The organism is Bdellovibrio sp. HCB288 (assembly GCF_047305935.1).
Taxonomy (GTDB): domain Bacteria; phylum Bdellovibrionota; class Bdellovibrionia; order Bdellovibrionales; family Bdellovibrionaceae; genus Bdellovibrio.
Genome location: NZ_CP178619.1, coordinates 2479549 through 2496645, shown reverse-complemented (window position 1 = coordinate 2496645; position 17097 = coordinate 2479549). Strand labels below are relative to the sequence as shown.

At 47.3% G+C, this 17097-nt stretch carries 18 protein-coding genes; 5 read left to right on the top strand and 13 right to left on the bottom strand.

Features of this window, described 5'->3' with window-relative positions:
- Position 1: 1 nt before the first annotated feature.
- Positions 2–2347: a hypothetical protein gene (locus tag ACLVWR_RS12180; protein WP_413580924.1), complete on the bottom strand. Its 2346-nt coding sequence runs from the start codon at positions 2345–2347 to the stop codon at positions 2–4.
- A gap of 219 nt (positions 2348–2566) precedes the next feature.
- Between ACLVWR_RS12180 and ACLVWR_RS12175 the strand changes: the two genes are divergently transcribed.
- On the top strand, positions 2567–3262 hold the full coding sequence (locus ACLVWR_RS12175; RefSeq protein ID WP_413580923.1) for a PAP/fibrillin family protein: 696 nt from the start codon (positions 2567–2569) through the stop codon (positions 3260–3262).
- Positions 3263–3315: 53 nt separating this feature from the next.
- Positions 3316–4062 (top strand): TSUP family transporter, encoded by a 747-nt coding sequence (locus tag ACLVWR_RS12170; protein ID WP_413583502.1) that lies wholly within the window; start codon positions 3316–3318, stop codon positions 4060–4062.
- On the opposite strand, the gene ACLVWR_RS12165 is transcribed toward ACLVWR_RS12170, so the two are convergent.
- On the bottom strand, positions 4051–4305 hold the full coding sequence (locus tag ACLVWR_RS12165; RefSeq protein WP_340596366.1) for a glutaredoxin domain-containing protein: 255 nt from the start codon (positions 4303–4305) through the stop codon (positions 4051–4053). The genes ACLVWR_RS12170 and ACLVWR_RS12165 overlap by 12 nt on opposite strands.
- Positions 4306–4366: 61 nt before the next feature.
- On the opposite strand from ACLVWR_RS12165, the gene ACLVWR_RS12160 reads away from it, so the two are divergent.
- Positions 4367–5017 carry a class I SAM-dependent methyltransferase gene (locus ACLVWR_RS12160; protein ID WP_413580922.1) on the top strand — a complete coding sequence of 217 codons (651 nt, stop codon included), beginning with the start codon at positions 4367–4369 and terminating at the stop codon, positions 5015–5017.
- Positions 5018–5021: 4 nt separating this feature from the next.
- On the opposite strand, the gene ACLVWR_RS12155 is transcribed toward ACLVWR_RS12160, so the two are convergent.
- The 6 genes from ACLVWR_RS12155 to ACLVWR_RS12130 all read right to left on the bottom strand — a co-directional run bounded on the left by ACLVWR_RS12155 (position 5022) and on the right by ACLVWR_RS12130 (position 10428).
- Positions 5022–6089, bottom strand: coding sequence for a tRNA-dihydrouridine synthase family protein (locus ACLVWR_RS12155; protein ID WP_413580921.1), 1068 nt, complete (start codon positions 6087–6089; stop codon positions 5022–5024).
- A 71-nt stretch (positions 6090–6160) separates the two neighbouring features.
- Positions 6161–6667 (bottom strand): DUF6580 family putative transport protein, encoded by a 507-nt coding sequence (locus ACLVWR_RS12150; protein ID WP_413580920.1) that lies wholly within the window; start codon positions 6665–6667, stop codon positions 6161–6163.
- 25 nt (positions 6668–6692) lie between these two features.
- The gene (acs, locus tag ACLVWR_RS12145; RefSeq protein WP_413580919.1) at positions 6693–8630 is read right to left on the bottom strand and encodes an acetate--CoA ligase; all 1938 of its coding nucleotides are present in this window, start codon (positions 8628–8630) and stop codon (positions 6693–6695) included.
- A gap of 51 nt (positions 8631–8681) precedes the next feature.
- The gene (locus tag ACLVWR_RS12140) at positions 8682–9131 is read right to left on the bottom strand and encodes a DUF6691 family protein (RefSeq protein WP_413580918.1); all 450 of its coding nucleotides are present in this window, start codon (positions 9129–9131) and stop codon (positions 8682–8684) included.
- A gap of 1 nt (position 9132) precedes the next feature.
- Positions 9133–9555: a YeeE/YedE family protein gene (locus tag ACLVWR_RS12135; protein WP_413580917.1), complete on the bottom strand. Its 423-nt coding sequence runs from the start codon at positions 9553–9555 to the stop codon at positions 9133–9135.
- A gap of 9 nt (positions 9556–9564) precedes the next feature.
- Positions 9565–10428, bottom strand: a complete 864-nt coding sequence (locus tag ACLVWR_RS12130; RefSeq protein ID WP_413580916.1) for an MBL fold metallo-hydrolase — start codon at positions 10426–10428, stop codon at positions 9565–9567.
- A gap of 138 nt (positions 10429–10566) precedes the next feature.
- Here ACLVWR_RS12130 and ACLVWR_RS12125 point away from each other — a divergent pair, with 138 nt between their 5' ends.
- Positions 10567–12009, top strand: a complete 1443-nt coding sequence (locus ACLVWR_RS12125) for a DEAD/DEAH box helicase (RefSeq protein WP_413580915.1) — start codon at positions 10567–10569, stop codon at positions 12007–12009.
- A gap of 115 nt (positions 12010–12124) precedes the next feature.
- Here ACLVWR_RS12125 and dnaK read toward each other — a convergent pair whose 3' ends face one another.
- The gene (dnaK, locus tag ACLVWR_RS12120) at positions 12125–14035 is read right to left on the bottom strand and encodes a molecular chaperone DnaK (protein WP_413580914.1); all 1911 of its coding nucleotides are present in this window, start codon (positions 14033–14035) and stop codon (positions 12125–12127) included.
- A gap of 511 nt (positions 14036–14546) precedes the next feature.
- A complete protein-coding gene (locus ACLVWR_RS12115; protein WP_413580913.1) occupies positions 14547–15155 on the bottom strand; it encodes a M15 family metallopeptidase in 609 nt (202 codons plus the stop codon).
- A 61-nt stretch (positions 15156–15216) separates the two neighbouring features.
- Here ACLVWR_RS12115 and ACLVWR_RS12110 point away from each other — a divergent pair, with 61 nt between their 5' ends.
- Complete coding sequence (locus ACLVWR_RS12110; RefSeq protein WP_413580912.1) at positions 15217–15672, top strand: SRPBCC domain-containing protein; 456 nt, start codon at positions 15217–15219, stop codon at positions 15670–15672.
- Here ACLVWR_RS12110 and ACLVWR_RS12105 read toward each other — a convergent pair.
- Genes ACLVWR_RS12105 through ACLVWR_RS12095 form a run of 3 tightly spaced genes read right to left on the bottom strand, consistent with a single transcriptional unit; the run spans position 15648 to position 17090 of the window.
- Positions 15648–16304 (bottom strand): CatB-related O-acetyltransferase, encoded by a 657-nt coding sequence (locus ACLVWR_RS12105; RefSeq protein ID WP_413580911.1) that lies wholly within the window; start codon positions 16302–16304, stop codon positions 15648–15650. The genes ACLVWR_RS12110 and ACLVWR_RS12105 overlap by 25 nt on opposite strands.
- Before the next feature lie 22 nt (positions 16305–16326).
- A complete protein-coding gene (locus ACLVWR_RS12100) occupies positions 16327–16707 on the bottom strand; it encodes a hypothetical protein (protein WP_413580910.1) in 381 nt (126 codons plus the stop codon).
- Entirely contained in the window at positions 16704–17090 is a 387-nt protein-coding gene (locus ACLVWR_RS12095; RefSeq protein WP_413580909.1) for a hypothetical protein, read from the bottom strand. The genes ACLVWR_RS12100 and ACLVWR_RS12095 overlap by 4 nt, the downstream gene beginning before the upstream one ends.
- Between the last annotated feature and the right edge of the window lie 7 nt (positions 17091–17097).

The following is a 17097-nucleotide window of genomic DNA, read 5'->3' as shown; positions in this document are numbered from 1 at the left end:
ATTAAGGAACGGCCTCGTAACGAGGTGGGAATGACTTTTTATAAGCAGTTTTATTGAATTCCTGGACCGTCTGCTTAAAGATCTCTTTGATGCGAGCCTGCTCAGACTTTGTCAAATAGACGTCCTGGCTTTGCCCCATCAAAAGCTTTACGGAGCCCTCATTAAGCGAGGTCGTGCGCATATCCACACCAAAAGTGAGACCTTCCAACTTATGGGATTTCATCGAAGCACTCAGGTTCTTTCGCAAAAGTTTTTCAATGGACTCCCCGTGAGTACTGAGAGTGTTTCTGACTTCCGAAGACTTCACACCATCGTTCACGAAGGCAAAACGCATTTTAGCCGCATATCTGCTGTCAGCCACCCGATTCAGCACTTTTAGCTTTTCCCGCTCAGACAAAGGAGCCGTCGCCACAGCGACACAGTCATCCCCGGAACAGATGGACTGCAGTTTTCCCTTTTCCACGCTCTCGGTCACAACTTTCGTGAAGAATTGCTTTTGCTTGTTGACGGCTTCGGTCACGGCCTTTTCCGCCGAACGCGCTTCATGCAAAACACCGTCAAGATCTTTGGACTTGGCCAAAGCCTCTGCCGTGCCTTTCATGTTTGAGGCCCCCAGACCCACGAAGTCCATCGTAAAACCGCCCTGGACGGCGTCGTTCAAATTTGCATTTTCCCTTTTAGCCACCATCAGCCCAGGCGAAAACTCATCACTGGTTTTCACATAACGCTGCAGTTCAGTCAGGGTTTGGTCACTCAGATTTCGCACACGGTAGCGTGTCATCAGCGCCGAATTGATTTTCTCTGAGTCCCCTTGATTCTTCCGGACAATATCAAAAACTTCCGGCTGGAACGTTTCTCCGTCCAGCATTTTAGTGTCTTTCAATTGATTGCGGAGTGAAACGCGATCCTTTTCAACTGAACTGATTTTTGCTGAAAGCTCCGACTTCAGGGATGAGTTGTTGTAAGTGGCAAGCTCCCCTGGCTCACCTTTACGAGCCCAGCGGGAGGCAATACCAGCTTCGTCTGCGGTGTCCCCCACTCCGGCACGGAAGTAGGTTTCTGGCGAATCGGTTTTGCGCAGCAATTTGTTTTCGGTGACGTATTTCACAAACTCATCATTGGAGTCCTTGAAGATCGCCTGAATTCTTTTCTCAAGATCCGCCGGCATTTTTCCTTCAAAGGCAAAACGCAAAGACTTGAAATCGGAGTATTCAGAGATTTTCAAATCCGGAAACTCTTTTTGCAGTTCCTTCATCCGATCCAGCACCAGCTCCTTGTGGTAATTCGTCAAACTGGTCACCAGATTTTTATTCTTGAGTGTGTCATTCAGATACTTCATCTGACTGTTTTCGATATTCACGAAGTAAGCTTTGGCATCTTTGCCTTTTTCAGCCAGAGCGATGAACTTTTCATTCTGCGCGACCGTGGTTGGGTTATAGTCCACATATTTGGTTATAAAACCGTTACGGGTCACAACCGCAGCTTTTTCCAACTTCTCCAGTAATAGGAAAGTCGTTGAGCCCTCAGAGTTCGCCTTCCCCAGAGCGTTCAGCACGCGAGCACCCTTAAAGGCCGCACCTGCAAGCATCAACGGATCCAAAACCTGCCCAACCGCATAACAGGCCATTTCGGCCTGAGCTTCAGGCTTATAGCAATTGAATTTGTGGTATTCCTTTTTAAGCTTTGCCTTGATCACCGCTGCCAGATCTAAAAGCTTGGCTTTTTGTTCAGCGCTGATTTCAGAATCTTTGGGATGGGCTTCCGGCGGTTTGGTATTCGGAACACTTCTGCTGATGCTTTGCAAATAGGCTTTGCGATCCTGAACTTGCACGAAAAGCGCCGTCGCGGAAATCTTCTCCAGGTCCTCATCAGCCATCGAAGCGTAACGAGGGTCTTCTTTCACCAAGTCTTTTTTACAAGCAAGAGACTGATTACATTGCGATATAAATTCGGAGCGAAGTTTTTCGTCCGCTTTAACTTTTTCCCAAGCGGCATCAATCTGATTGCCGACACCGACGACCATGTCTTTGATGGCAAGACCCATATCAATCAATGAGTTCGTATAACCCCGAAGACACGCCTTCGTCTCTTCGAAGGCGGTACCGCCTTCGGCCTGCGCACACAGATCCACTACTTCACACTTACGAATCAATCCCGCAAGTTTGCTGTCTTCTTTGACAAGCTCGTCGCACTTCAAAGCTTTGCTTTCGATCGCACACTGATTTGCAAATTGACTAAGAATACTGTTGGAAGACTGCGGGGAACAATTTTCTCGCATGCACGCAGAGAGCACACCCACAGTGGATTGGGCCCACGAATGTGATACGAACAGAAGTAGGAATATCATTATGTAAATACGCACTTGCAATCCAAATTCCTTGCGCAGTTTTTGACTACAATATTGATCGGCAATTCGCGAGCTGAAATATAGAGATTCTCATAGGAAAATTGCTGATTTACGAAACCCAGACCACCCCCTTTTTGTTCGTCTTTGTGTTAAAACACTTTAACTGCACTTCGCGCGCCTAAACTGCGAGTTCATACTCGTGTTTGGGAGGTACGACGTATGAAAATGAGACACTTTCTTCCGGCAATCTTGATGACCCTATCCTTCGGGTACACATCAACCACCCTCGCTCAAGACGACAAAGATCGCATCGCTGAACTTAAACAACAGATCTTGGATATCAGTCGGACAGCACAAGGTGAATATGATGGCGACGACAACGACCCTACGGTTCGCGCAAAATTGGATCCCCTGGTAAATGAGTTGGTGACATTAGTCCCTGCCAGAACCGAGACCGAAAAACTTTCGCAAGTGGTCGGCGCTTGGCAGCAAGTTTGGGCTGATGGTCCCGGTGGTGGACCACCCGGATCGGGAGGTGCCCTTGGTAGTGCAGTTTTCCAGGTGGTTTTTCCGGATGGCTATTACTGGAATGTTGCGAAAAATAGAATCGCTGGCGCGGAAAGCATGGGATTTTTGCGCGGAAAATTTGAAATCGATGTCGGCAAATTGAATATCGAATTTACAAAATCCGTCGGCGCTCCAGGATGGGTGGCAACCGGAACAGAGTCCTATATGCTTGCGATGCGTGCCGAAGTCGGAGAATACGATGCTGTCCCAACACCAGGTCCCATTGGTAAAAAAGGGTTCCTTGCAAACACCTATGTCGATGAAGACATTCGCATCTGCACCGGCGGAGGCGATGACTTTGGCCCTGGCACTTATCTGTATGTTTTAGAGAGAAAATCTCAATTTTAAATTCACAATAAACTTTCCTGTGGGACGAGATTCAGATAACGTCAGGTTCGATGATGGATCTTGCCCCCCACACCTATTTCATTTTGTTTGCAGTCGGAGTTATCGCTGGCACGGTTGATTCGATTGCCGGTGGTGGCGGTTTGATTACGGTGCCGGCTTTACTTAGTGCAGGCCTCCCCCCGGCGATGGCTTTGGGCACCAATAAACTGCAAAGCACCTTTGGCAGTTTTTCTGCGGCATTCTATCACTTCCGACGAAAAACATTTGATATCAGAAAAATGAAAGCGCTGATTCTATTTACATTCCTGGGTAGCGCCCTGGGAACTTTTTTGATTCAGAACATTGATGGATCCTTTTTAGGAAAAGCCATTCCGTTCATGTTGATGGGCTTTGCGGTTTACTTTAGTCTTTCACCGCGCCTGGGTGATGTCGATCAACATCAACGACTCCCCTACGCTGTTTTTTCAATCGCCATGGGAACATTGATTGGATTCTATGACGGATTTTTTGGCCCGGGCACGGGATCATTCTGGGCCTTGGCATTTGTAAGCCTTTTAGGTTTTAATTTGTCCAAAGCCACCGCCCACAGCAAAGTTTTGAATTTTGTCTCTAACATCACGGCGTTGTTTGTTTTTTTAGTCGGCGGGAAAATTGTCTGGTCGGTGGGATTAACGATGGGATTGGGACAATTTATCGGAGCCAGAATTGGCTCTCATCTGGTCATAAAAAAAGGGACTCGTTTAATCAAGCCCCTGTTAATTGCAGTTTCGGTCATCATGTCGATCAAACTACTCCTTTAAGAGTTGATCCAGTTTTCCCTCTTCATCCAGAGCTTTTAGATCCGTATAACCGCCGATCAACTTTCCGTTGATCAGGATGATTGGCACTGTTCTCCAGCCCGTTTCATTCTTGATACGATCAATTTCCTCAGGTTTGTCGGTCAAATCAATGACCTCGTACTTCATACCTTTGTTGTTCATGAAAGTGATTGCACGATCACAGTACGGACACGGATTTTTCTTGTACATTATAACTTTAGCCATGCAGCACCTCTGTCTAATTATTTTGACATAAAAACGAATACGGGTAAAGGTCTTGAGTAAGATGAAGTGCCTACTTTGCGATAACCCCAATTCAGCCCGCTTCAAGGTCGTGAAAAAACCTGAGCGAAGTTATTATCACTGCGAAAGCTGTGATTTGATCTTTATGGCACCTGAAGAGCGCATGACGGCAGTTGAAGAAAAAGCGCGCTACGATTTTCACCAAAACGAGGATCAGGCAGGTTATCGCGCATTTTTGACGCCACTAATGAAGGACGTCGAAGAGTTCGCCAGCAAATTCGGAAAAGCCAACAAAGAGATTCACCTTTTGGATTATGGTTGTGGCCCCACGGCATTTCTGGGCGCCTGCTTTGTGGCGAAGGATTTCCAGGTCACAAATTATGACCTGTATTATCAACCCGATCAGGATGCTTTAAGAAAATCCTATTTCGTAGTGACCAGCACCGAAGTTTGGGAACATCTACACACTCCCAAAATAGATATCGAACAACAACTGCGCATGCTAAAACCCGGCGGAATTTTGGCAGTGATGACCTCTGCCCACAAAGGCGAAGCGCATTTCCATGATTGGCATTATCGCCGCGACCTGACTCATGTCTCTTTCTTTTCTGAAAAGACTATGGCCTTTGTTGCGCAGAAATATAATCTGAATATTTTAAAAGCAAAAAGCCCGTACTGGGTCTTTAAAAAATAGATACCTACTGACGAAGCTCTGTGCGCAGGGACATTTCGTGGGGAACCGCAAAGAATTTTGCAACACCTTCAAGCATCTCGTCCACATTGCGGGCTTTGGCGCACACACCGGTTAAGGCGTTACCAAATGCCAACCACACGCTGGTGGTGCGCACATAGAAACGCACTTTTCTCATGGCCAGGTCCTCGCCAAAATAGTGACGGCTGCGTTCGATAAGTTTCAAAAGCACACGACCGTATTCAGCACCTTCCTCTTCGGAAGTACGTGGCGCCTTGAGCCCCTCTTTGCCGGATGGTGGAGCAAAGCCCAACTCCTCGCCCAGCTGCCAAAGCATCCACGGACGAGCCGCAAGACCACGTCCCGCCATCGCCATGTCACAACCTGTTTCTTTCAACATCAAGACGGCATCTTCCACCGTTTGCACATCGCCATTCCCAATCACAGGAAAATCCACGGCCGCATGAAGAAGTTTGATTTGCTCCCAGTCAGCCCAACCGCGACGCTTTTGCGCAGCCGTTCTTGGATGCAAGCAAACCCAGGCAGCCCCTGAGTTGCGCAATCCACCGACAAAGGCTAAAAGCTCATCCAATTCTTTGGTGGAACCTACCGCACGCAACTTAACACTGACCGGAACCGTGGAGTTTTTGACGGTCATGCGCACCACTTCGGCGGCATAACCCGGATCCCCCATCAATGCGACACCATAGTTGTGCTTAAGGGCTTTCTGTACGGGGCAGCCCATGTTGATATCAATCGCCTCGGCTCCCCATTCAACAAGTCGCTTTACGCTTTCTGCGATAGCGTCCTCTTCATTGCCAAGAATCTGTGGCACCAGGCCCGGCTCATGGGCCGCGCGCATGGTTTCGGGTGTGGTTTCCAGATTTTCACCAGGAATACGGCGCGAGTTCAACATCTCAGTCGGCCAGATTGTATAGGCATTCTCGGGCAAATATTCGCGCATCACTTCGCGCAACGCCACATGAGTCAGCCCCACCATCGGCGCCAGACACAGAGGAAAGTTAACTTTGCCATTAAGAATTGGTCTATGCAGACCCAACTTTACAGAACTCATGAACCGCCACAAACAAAAAGACTCCCAACCGGGAGTCTTTAATTAATACTCAAATTTTAAAACCACGTCGCTTACGCAAGCTTAGCGTTGGGTTCAAGAGCGTATTTTTTAACAAGCTCATAACCACCAAACATCACTGTGCAAAAGAATAAGTCGCCAGCAACTTGATAGCCAAAGAATGGAATCGCAGCCACGTAGCATTGAACCAAACCACCGAATGTCATTGCATACATACCGTCCATGTTCCACACACCGAAGTTTGAAATCAGAAAGAACACAGAACTTGCCGCCAATGAAAGACCACCGATGCGCGCCACTGATTTTTTCTCAGTCAGGAACCAGCCCATCATCACGATCAATGCAAAACCCGCGTAGACAAAGAATGTTGTGGAGTGAAAACCACCCAACACCAAATCACTTAGTGCCAAAGCCACCATCGGCACCAGCATAGACAACTTTTTATCGTTGAAATAAGCGCCACCAAAAAGTGCCATGGCACCGATAGCTGTGAAATTCCAAGGATGCGGAATAATACGAGAAAATGCCGCGCCCAAAACCATCATAATTAGTACGATCATGCGTGTAGTCATGCCCGGGAACCTATCACTTGTTCATGCGGTTGTCTACTAGCTCCTGAACCACACCCGGCTCAGAAAGCGTTGTAATGTCGCCTAGTTGATCTGGTTGATTTTCGGCAATTTTTCGCAAAATCCGACGCATAATTTTTCCAGAGCGGGTCTTCGGCAAGCGAGGCGCCCACTGAATCAAATCCGGGGTGGCAATCGGTCCGATCTCTTTACGAACTGTCTGGATCAGCTCTTTGCGAAGCTCATCCGTCGCCGCGATTCCGGTTTTGAGGGTCACATAGGCGTAAATCCCCTGACCTTTGATGTCGTGCGGGTAACCTACGACTGCAGCTTCTGCCACATTGTGATTTGCCACCAAGGCAGACTCAATTTCAGCCGTCCCCAAGCGATGACCCGATACATTGATCACGTCATCCACGCGGCCCGTGATCCAATAATAGCCATCCTCATCGCGGCGACATCCGTCACCAGTGAAATAGTATCCAGGATATGTGGAGAAATAAGTTTCTTCGAAGCGCTTGTGATCACCAAAGACCGTGCGCATTTGTCCCGGCCAGGAATCGGCGATCGCCAAAACGCCCTCACCGGCACCGTCAATCTTTTTACCTTCTGGTGTCAGCAGATGAGGCTGCACACCAAAGAAAGGCAACGTCGCAGAACCCGGTTTCAATGGAGTGGCTCCCGGCATCGGGGTGATCATGAAGCCACCCGTTTCGGTCTGCCACCACGTATCCATGATCGGACAACGACTGTCGCCAACCACTTCGTAGTACCAGATCCAAGCTTCCGGATTGATCGGCTCCCCCACCGTTCCCAAAATTCTTAACGAAGAACGATCACAGTCCTTCACCCATTTTTCCCCTTCACGCATCAACGAGCGCAAAGCCGTCGGCGACGTGTAGAACAAATTCACTTTGTGCTTTTCAACGATCTGCCAAAAACGTGACGGTGTCGGGTAATTCGGAATGCCTTCAAAAAACAAAGTCGTCGCACAATTTGCCAGGGGTCCATAGACGATGTAACTGTGCCCCGTCACCCAACCGACATCGGCAGAGCACCAGTAAATATCTTTTTCCTGATAATCAAAGACGTATTGATGAGTGACACTTACCCACAATAGATATCCGCCTGTGGTGTGCAGAACTCCTTTAGGCTTTCCAGTGGAGCCGGAAGTGTAAAGAATGAACAATGGATCTTCGGCATCCATGGGCTCGGCTTCACATTGATCGCTCACACCCTGAACCATATCGTGGTACCAGACGTCCAAGCCCTCTTTCATCTGCACAACTGTTTTCGAGTATTTTACGACCAGAACTTTTTCAACAATTCCTGCCTTGCTAACAGCCTTGTCGACATTGTCTTTCAATGGAATTGTTTTGCCACCCCGGAAACCGGAATCCGCAGTAATAATGAACTTTGATTTTCCATCCAGCACGCGGTCGCTGATGGAATCCGGCGCAAAGCCCCCAAAGATCACCGAGTGAACGGCACCAATGCGTGCACAGGCCAGCATTGCATACACGGACTCTAATATCATCGGCATATAGATGGTCACGACATCGCCTTTTTTCACACCCATTTTTTTAAGAACGTTGGAAAAGCGGCAGACTTCCTGATGAAGCTCTTTGTATGTGATTTTTTTTGAAGCTGTGTTGATATCATCAGCTTCCCAGATCAATGCAACCTTTTCTGCCTTGGTCGCCAAATGACGGTCAATGCAGTTATAGGCCACATTCAGTTTTCCACCTTCAAACCATTTGATACTGACTGGTTTTTTGAAAGAGGTGTTTTTAACTTTGTCCCATTTTTTAAACCAATGCAGGCGCTCGGCCTCTTGCGCCCAGAATCCCTCGGGATCCTGAACAGACTGGGAGTACATGTCTTTGTATTTTTGCGGAGTGATCAGCGCGTTTTTTTCGAGGGAAGGATTGATAGGATAAACTTCATTATGCATAGAACAGCTCCTTCAGAATGAGCTTTTATCCTATTCTCATTTGATTATCGGTCAATTCTTTTTGCGCAGCTCGCTCCATCTTTCGTACATGCGATAAATCAACATTCCTGACATCATACTGAAGACAAAAACAATTGCGGTGACTGAACCAGTTCCCAATGAAACCAAGCCCGGTCCGGGGCAGTAACCACCCAGTCCCCAACCAAATCCGAAGATCACACTGCCCACGACAAGTGATTTGGTGATTTCTGTTCTCTTGGGAATATAGAACTGAGTATCAAGAACCGGTGTCTTACGACCACGAACCAAACGGAAGGTGATCATGTACACAGGAACCGCACCGATCATTACAAACAACAAACTTGGATCCCAACCAGCTCCGAAAGTTAAGAAATCCACAATCTTCTTGGGCTGAGTCATGCCTGAAATAGACAAGCCCACCGCAAATAGAATTCCCACCAACAATGCCGACCAGTTGCGAATATCTGCCAGTCTTTTCATTTTACAACCCCACAACATGGCGCAGGAAATTCGCCATGACCATACCTGAAATCATAAAACAAATCGTGGCCACGATGGAGCGCATCGACAGTCTGGCCACGCCACATATACCGTGCCCACTGGTGCAGCCACTTCCCATCAAGGTGCCAAAGCCCACCAACAACCCGGCAATCATGATCATCACCGAAGAGCGATTCACGTCGACTGAAAAATATTCCGGATGAAACTGATTCATCACCATGCCGGCAAAGAACATTCCAAAAACAAAGAACCACTTCCATTCGGATTCGTAAGGGGATCTTTCCAGCAAGCCATTCAAAATACTGCTGACACCCGCCACGCGGCCGTTCAGAACCAACAACAACGAGGTCGCAATTCCGATAATCACGCCTCCAACCAATGCCATCACAATACTTTCCTGCATGTGTTTCTCCTAGTCGATTACTGGAATCTTTAAAAATCTTTTGCCTTGCGAATCAGCCTCAGGCAAACGACCCGCGCGTATATTGATCTGCAAACTCGGCAGCAACAATTTCGGTGTCGCCAGAGTTGCATCACGCTTGGTGCGAAACTCGATATATTGCTCTTCCGTGGTTTTGTCATTGAGTTGAATATTTGATTTCTTTTCATCACCCACAGATGTTTGACACATAAACTCACGCCCGCCCGGCTGATAATCGTGGCAAACAAAGATGCGAGTGGTCTCTGGCAAAGCATAAATTTTCGTAGTGATTGAGTTATACAGATCCTTGGCAGATCCACCTGGAAAATCACAGCGGCCTGTTCCTGAATCCGGCATAAATAGTGCGTCGCCTGTAAACAGGGCATCTTCAAACAGGTAAGACGAACACGCGGGTGTGTGCCCCGGGGTAAAGAACACCTTAAACTGCAAAGTTCCGGCCTGCACGACTTCACGTTCTTTTAACAGGCGATCAAAAACTTTTCCCTGGATGTCGGTTTTTGCATCCAGATCATACATATCACGCCAAATCTTTTGAACCGTCGTGATGCGCTCGCCAATACACAATGGAGCCTCAGGAAAACGCTCTTTAAAAAACTGCGCCCCCGTCACGTGATCGGCATGAACGTGGGTTTCCAGGATCATGCGCGGGATAAGATTTTGCGCCTTGATATAGGCCAATACCGCTTCTGATGACTTATTGGACAACTTTGAAGCTGCCGGATCGTAGTCCCAGACGGGATCAATCACCACGGCGTCCAGGCTTTTGAGGTCGTGCACGACATAGGTAATCGTCGACGTCGCCGGATCAAAGAAATGCTTCACCTCTATAGCCATCAATTCCTCACTGTAAAATATGCTCAAATTCTAAGGGTACGGACTTACTTTTGGTAGCAAATGCGCGTCAGAGCAGAAGTTAACATAACCCGACACAATTCAGATTGGCCTCACCACAGAGTATGATAGAATGCTCCCATGAATAATTTTGCAGACTTTGGCTTGATCCCCTCTTTAACCAGAACCCTTACCGCTAAACGCATTACCAAACCCACAGAAATCCAGCGCAACACTATTCCGCTATTGATGGGCGGCCAATCGGTGGTGGGAATTTCTGAAACTGGGAGCGGTAAAACATTGGCCTATGCATTGCCAATGCTGCACCTTCTTAAAAAACTTGAAGAGGAAGGCCACCCGGTGACGGCAGAGTCCTCCCCACGCGCGGTGGTTTTAGTTCCTACCCGTGAACTGGGAGAACAAGTTTCAAAAGTCTTTAAAACTTTGACCCATGACACTCGCCTGCGTGTCCGTCCCGCTCTGGGTGGAATGGCGATGGAACAGGCCAAAAGAAATGTTTCCGGTGTATTTGAAATCCTGCTGGCAACACCGGGGCGCCTTTCACAGCTGATGGATCTGGATCAGATCAATTTGACTGACGTTTGTATGTTGGTTTTTGACGAAGCTGACCAGATGATGGATCAGGGCTTCCTGGATATGTCGAACAAAGCCTACTATGCGTGTCCTCAGGATGTACAAACGGCTATGTTTTCTGCAACCATGTCCCCGACTGTTCAGGATTTGATGGAGGAGATTTTCTCCAGCGCTGAAGTTGTTAAAAGCTCTGACAGTGGCAAGGTCGTTAAAACTTTGACGACTAAAAACCTGATTGTGAAAGACGGCAATCGCTGGGAACAATTGGATCGCTTGTTAAAACAAAAAGTCGAAGGTGGCACAATCCTATTCGCCAATACTCGCGAACAATGCGACAAGCTGGCGCAGGAAATGGAAGCCAAGGGACATGCCGTGGCTTTGTATCGTGGCGAAATGGAAAAGAATGATCGCCGTTCGAACCTGAAGAAGTTCACCAAGGGCGAAATCAAGTTCCTGGTGGCTACTGATTTGGCGGGCCGTGGTTTGGATATCGAAAACGTCGATCGCGTGATCAACTACCATTTGCCAAAACAAATGGAAAACTACCTACACCGCGCAGGTCGAACAGCCCGTGCTGGTCGTGAAGGTACTGTGGTTAATTTGGTCACGGAACGTGATGAGCCGTTGATCAGTAAATTGGAAGGTCGTAAGTCTGATAAATACGATCGCTCCAAATACAACTCTCACCCACGTGCTCAAGGAAAACCCGGGTCTGCCCCTGTCAAAAAAGCCAGCCACAAACCTGGCGATAAAAAGCCGGCACAGGGAAAACCTGCAACTGGCGGAAAACCATTTGCGGAAAAATCGACTCAGGGAAAAACCACGACAGGAAAAGCCCCATCCGGCAAGACGCCGTATTCAAAGTCAGCAACCGGTAAGCCAAGTTCTGGCAAAACAAACGCTGGCAAGCCGGGCCCAGGTAAACCAAGTCCGGGCAAACCCGTAAATGGAAAACCCGCAGCTCGCAAGTCCCCATTTAAAAAACGCTAATCAAAAGGTACGGACTTACTTCGCAAAGTAAGTCCGTACCTTTTTCGCTACAAAAAAAAGCCCCTGGGTTGTCCCCAGGGGCTTTTTGGTTTTTTACAAGTAGTTCGACAAAAACTTAGTTTACGTCTTTGTAGTCAGCGTCGATCACGTCGTCGCCGTCAGCTTTTTTCTCGCCGCCAGCGTCAGCACCTGGAGCGCCACCTTGAGCAGCATCACCTTGAGCACCTTGCTTTTTGTAAAGCTCAGAAGTCATTGTGTGAGTCAAAGCTTGAAGCTTGTCGAAAGCTGCTTTCAATTCATCAGCAGATGCGCCTTTGTTCTCAAGAACTTTTTTAGCATCAGCAATGGCATCGTTCGCAGTTTTAACTTCCGCCTCAGGCAATTGAGAACCAGAATCCTTGATCAATTTCTCAGTTTGGTAAACCAAGTTGTCCAGGTTATTTCTGTGAGTCACTGCCTCAGCTTTTTTCTTATCTTCTTCTGCGTGACCTTCAGCATCTGCAACGGCTTGTTTAATTTCCGCTTCAGACATACCACTTTGTGCAGTGATTTTGATCTGCTGAACTTTACCAGAAGACATATCCTTCGCAGATACGTGCAAGATACCGTTCGCGTCCATGTCGAATGTTACTTCAACTTGAGGAACGCCACGTGGAGCTGGTGGAATACCCACTAGTTCGAAACGACCTAGTGTTTTATTGTCGCCAGCCATCTTACGCTCACCTTGAAGAACGTGGATGTCTACGGCTGGTTGATTATCAGCTGCCGTCGAGAACACTTGAGATTTCTTAGTAGGAATCGCCGTGTTGCGCTCGATCAGCGGAGTCATCACGCCACCCAAAGTTTCGATACCAAGAGACAATGGAGTTACGTCTAGCAACAACACGTCTTTCACGTCACCCGCAAGAACCCCACCCTGAACTGCTGCACCGATAGCAACAACTTCGTCCGGGTTCACTGTGCGGTTTGGCTCTTTGCCGAAGAAGTCTTTAACTGCTTTTTGGATTGAAGGGATACGTGTAGAACCACCCACCAATACAACTTCGTCAATTTCAGAAGCTTTCAAGCCTGCATCAGCCAAAGCTTTGCGGCAAGGCTCCATAGAGCGTTTAACCAAATCTTCAGTCATTTGATCGAATTTTGCGCGAGTCAATTTCGTTTGCAAATGCTTAGGACCTGTTTGGTCTGCAGTAATAAATGGCAAATTGATTTCAGTCTCTTGAGCAGATGAAAGTTCAATTTTTGCTTTCTCAGCCGCTTCTTTCAAACGTTGAAGAGCCATTTTATCGTTTTTCAAATCGATACCCTGGTCTTTTTTGAACTCAGTGATCAACCATTCCAGGATAACTGTATCGAAGTTGTCACCACCCAAGTGCGTGTCACCGTTCGTAGAACGAACTTCAACAACACCGTCACCAACTTCCAGGATGGAGATATCGAATGTACCACCACCGAAGTCGAAGATAGCGATCTTCTCTTCTTTTTTCTTATCCATACCGTACGCCAATGCCGCCGCTGTTGGCTCATTGATGATACGTTTGATTTCAAGACCTGCGATACGACCAGCATCTTTTGTAGCCTGGCGTTGAGCATCGTTGAAGTAAGCTGGAACAGTCACAACTGCTTCAGTTACCGGCTCGCCCAAATAGTCTTCAGCAACTTTTTTAAGTTTGCCAAGAACCGCAGCACCGATCTCTTCTGGAGATACGTTTTTGCCTTGAACTTTGAATGCACAGTCATTGCCTTTAGCAACAACAGTGTACGGAACCAATTTGATTTCTTCTGAAATCTCTTCGAAACGACGACCGATGAAACGTTTCGCAGAGTAAATTGTGTTCTCTGGATTCGTCACAGCCTGACGTTTAGCGATTTGGCCTACAAGACGGTCACCGTCTTTAGTGTAAGCAACAACCGATGGAGTTGTGCGAGCGCCTTCTTCGTTCACAAGAACTTTGGCTTCTCCGCCTTCCATAATAGCGACGCATGAGTTTGTCGTCCCTAAGTCGATACCAATAATTTTACCCATGTTTGATTTCTCCTTAAATGCCCACCTGGATTTCGTAATCATCCCAGTGCCAGCCAATACCGTGGTAATTTATTAATTAAAGCTTGAATAACACAGGATAAATGTGGGTTCGGACGGCATTCCGTCAAGGTGATGAATAAGAATTTTTAGGGCTCTAAAATGGCTTATATTTGCCCAGTATTATCAAATAGTTAACTAAGCCATTTTTAATGCTGTTAGACACTCCACGCATAACTGGACCGGCAACTGGTTTTGATGTTGCGCATTAGAAATTGAAAACATCGGGCTGCTCCTGCTTTTCATCATTCCAAATAGCATCCTTAAATGACGGATTTTTAACTTAAAAACAAAGTTTCTTACGGACTTTTAACTCGTGTTGGAGAGCATTTATGCAATGATGTTGCTTCGCTCTTCCCTTAAAAAACATTGAGTTCATTAAGAACAAGAGTCCCTCTAAGCCCTGGCGAAACCCTTCATTCTCCAGGGCTATTTTTTTACCCAAAACACGACACTACTCTAAAATTGGAAACTTCCCGTGAACCTGATCTTTAGGCAGAGTATTGAAGTGCCACCACTCATGCTCCAAAACTTTGAAGCCTTCGTTCTCCATCAGGTTCCTTAGAATCATGCGATTGCTAAATTGCAAATTGCTCAATTCCCCCGACTTCAAAAACTTCTGTTCAAGCTTTGGCTGAGCCAGATCCCGGAAGTCATCAAAGCCTGTTCCCATGTCCAGATAGTCCCCGTCTCGCTCTCGCAAGCTTAGATCCATCGCCATGCCGAAGTTATGCAAAGATCCCGGATAAGGTGCTGCCACATAGTTCTGAAATGGAGTGCCTTCCAGGTATTGATAAAACTTTGCCTGAATGCTGCGCGGACGAAGCGCATCCCAGATCACAAACTTCAAGGTCGGATGTTTTTTCTTTAAGTTTTCACAGGCGCGCATGAACATCTCGTAGGTGATTGGCGCCACAAAGCAACGGCCAAAGCCCTCGTAAATATCCTGGCTCATAAAATTGTTCACGCTGGCATAGCGCATGTCCAAAGAGACTTGATCGGACTCTTTGATTTCACGGAAGTTCTGTTCAATCCACTGCAATTCACTGGCGAAAGATGTCATGGATTCACTTTACAACGATTCACAATTCGATCAATGATTAAATCTCCCGTGGAGGTTACCCATGATTCCAAAGTTCGAAGTGTGGATTATAGTTCAAAAACCCGTCTCTGAAGTTTTTGCCGCAGTCTATGACAACAAGAAAATCAGTTCTTACTTTGTAACGGGGCATGCCTCAGCACCGTTGAAACAAGGTGAAACGGTCGAATGGGAGTTCGCCGACTTCCCCGGTCCCTTTAATGTTAAATCCAAACAAGTCGTTCAGGACAAATTAATTATATTCGAATGGGAAAACACCACCGGTGGTTGGAATAATGTCGAGTTTCACTTTGAAGCTTTGAACTCGGCTGAAACCAAAGTAAAAGTGTATGAAACTGGATGGCCTGACACCGAAGAAGGCATCAAATCCTCCTACGGCAACTGCATGGGTTGGTCGCAGATGATCTGCGCCATGAAAGCTTTTTTGGAATACGGAATCAATCTGCGCAAAGGTGCTTACAAAGCATCAACTGGAGACTGAACTTTACGTTTTTCCCAGTAACGATACAGATTCACGATCTCATTGCTGGTCAAAATCGGCATGGCATCTTTTAGCATGTCGTCGGACCAGTCCCACCACTTCATTTCAGCCAGCATCGAAATTTCCGGATCGGAAAATCTTTTTCTGACAACTTCCCCTGGGCTTCCGGCGACGATGGAGTATGGCTCCACATTTTTTGCAACCAGAGTTCGGGCACCGATGATACAACCATCACCAATGCGCACTCCCGGCATAATCATCGCTTCAGCGCCAATCCACACATCATTGCCAATCACGGTGTCGCCGGCAGCACGATAGCCATTTTGAGCCTGGGCATAGACAGGATTATTTGTTATGAACGCGAACGGATATGTCGAGATCCACTCTTTCCTGTGGCCCTGATTGCCCGCCATCATAAAGATGGCTCCGGAACCGATGGAGCAATATTTCCCAACATAGAGTTTATCCACATCGCTGCGATCACGAGGCAAATACCAGGCACACTCGTCAAAGGAGTGTCCGTGATAATAGCCCGAGTAGTAACTGTGCTCACCCACAATTATATTGGGATGAGTTGTTTGATCTTTGAGGGATTTGCCGGCAAAAGGTGAAGCAAAGTAGTTGTTAGTCATGCCTTCAAGTATTAAAGGGGACCTATGCTTTCTGAAGTTTTTTTGCGAAGTTTGTCAAAATATAGACGACTGAACAAGACGCAAAGGCCGCAGCGCCAAGGCCTCCACCAACTCCCCTTGCGAGCGGAATCAGGAACGTAAAGATCACACCATACACTAAGCTGGCAACCAACACTCTTTTCCAACCCAATCGGGATTTATCCGTCATCCCCACGAAGGTGGCACCAAAGAAGGCTCCTTGAAGGGCGCCATCCCAGTTTACCCCCGACAGTCTTAGGAAAATCACAAAGAGCAATGCAGGAAATGCCGAGGCTCTGACAGTTGGCCAATGTTTATGGTGAATCAAAAAATATGTCGCTTGTGCCCCAAGGATCGACACCAGCAAAACTCCCGCCAGTGTCATACCATCACCTTCAATGCCAGCCCCAGAAGTGACGAGATAAAAGCGATCGTCCCCAAACGCCCGCCCATCCCTTTAAAGTACTGACTCATCACAAAGTAGATCAAACTCCCGATGGCCGAAACCAACAGAATTTCCCAAAACCCTTGCTCGGTGATTTTGGATCCCATGGCAACAAAGGCTCCCATGTAGATATTGGCGTGGACGTGATTGCGATCAATGCGATGGGATTCGGGGATAAATGTCCCCAACAAACCGGTCAATGCCGCGGACTCAACAGTCGACATCCCCCACTTTGCCTGAAAGTAAAAGCAGGTCATACAACCCAACAGAAAAGTTAGAAACTTTAAAAGCCAAAGCTGAAAGTAATGAAGTTGTTTTGACATGGAATCA

What these genes read in the sequence shown, in the direction of transcription:
- ACLVWR_RS12115 (WP_413580913.1), bottom strand. Translation starts at nt 15,155, where the DNA reads ATGACATCTTTCGCCAGTGAATTGCAGTGGATTGAACAGAACTTCCGT.
- ACLVWR_RS12130 (WP_413580916.1), bottom strand. Translation starts at nt 10,428, where the DNA reads ATGGCTATAGAGGTGAAGCATTTCTTTGATCCGGCGACGTCGACGATT.
- ACLVWR_RS12160 (WP_413580922.1), top strand. Translation starts at nt 4,367, where the DNA reads ATGAAGTGCCTACTTTGCGATAACCCCAATTCAGCCCGCTTCAAGGTC.
- acs (WP_413580919.1), bottom strand. Translation starts at nt 8,630, where the DNA reads ATGCATAATGAAGTTTATCCTATCAATCCTTCCCTCGAAAAAAACGCG.
- dnaK (WP_413580914.1), bottom strand. Translation starts at nt 14,035, where the DNA reads ATGGGTAAAATTATTGGTATCGACTTAGGGACGACAAACTCATGCGTC.
- ACLVWR_RS12140 (WP_413580918.1), bottom strand. Translation starts at nt 9,131, where the DNA reads ATGAAAAGACTGGCAGATATTCGCAACTGGTCGGCATTGTTGGTGGGA.
- ACLVWR_RS12125 (WP_413580915.1), top strand. Translation starts at nt 10,567, where the DNA reads ATGAATAATTTTGCAGACTTTGGCTTGATCCCCTCTTTAACCAGAACC.
- ACLVWR_RS12100 (WP_413580910.1), bottom strand. Translation starts at nt 16,707, where the DNA reads ATGACACTGGCGGGAGTTTTGCTGGTGTCGATCCTTGGGGCACAAGCG.
- ACLVWR_RS12155 (WP_413580921.1), bottom strand. Translation starts at nt 6,089, where the DNA reads ATGAGTTCTGTAAAGTTGGGTCTGCATAGACCAATTCTTAATGGCAAA.
- ACLVWR_RS12095 (WP_413580909.1), bottom strand. Translation starts at nt 17,090, where the DNA reads ATGTCAAAACAACTTCATTACTTTCAGCTTTGGCTTTTAAAGTTTCTA.
- ACLVWR_RS12135 (WP_413580917.1), bottom strand. Translation starts at nt 9,555, where the DNA reads ATGCAGGAAAGTATTGTGATGGCATTGGTTGGAGGCGTGATTATCGGA.
- ACLVWR_RS12110 (WP_413580912.1), top strand. Translation starts at nt 15,217, where the DNA reads ATGATTCCAAAGTTCGAAGTGTGGATTATAGTTCAAAAACCCGTCTCT.
- ACLVWR_RS12105 (WP_413580911.1), bottom strand. Translation starts at nt 16,304, where the DNA reads ATGACTAACAACTACTTTGCTTCACCTTTTGCCGGCAAATCCCTCAAA.
- ACLVWR_RS12165 (WP_340596366.1), bottom strand. Translation starts at nt 4,305, where the DNA reads ATGGCTAAAGTTATAATGTACAAGAAAAATCCGTGTCCGTACTGTGAT.
- ACLVWR_RS12180 (WP_413580924.1), bottom strand. Translation starts at nt 2,347, where the DNA reads ATGATATTCCTACTTCTGTTCGTATCACATTCGTGGGCCCAATCCACT.
- ACLVWR_RS12170 (WP_413583502.1), top strand. Translation starts at nt 3,316, where the DNA reads ATGGATCTTGCCCCCCACACCTATTTCATTTTGTTTGCAGTCGGAGTT.
- ACLVWR_RS12150 (WP_413580920.1), bottom strand. Translation starts at nt 6,667, where the DNA reads ATGATCGTACTAATTATGATGGTTTTGGGCGCGGCATTTTCTCGTATT.
- ACLVWR_RS12175 (WP_413580923.1), top strand. Translation starts at nt 2,567, where the DNA reads ATGAAAATGAGACACTTTCTTCCGGCAATCTTGATGACCCTATCCTTC.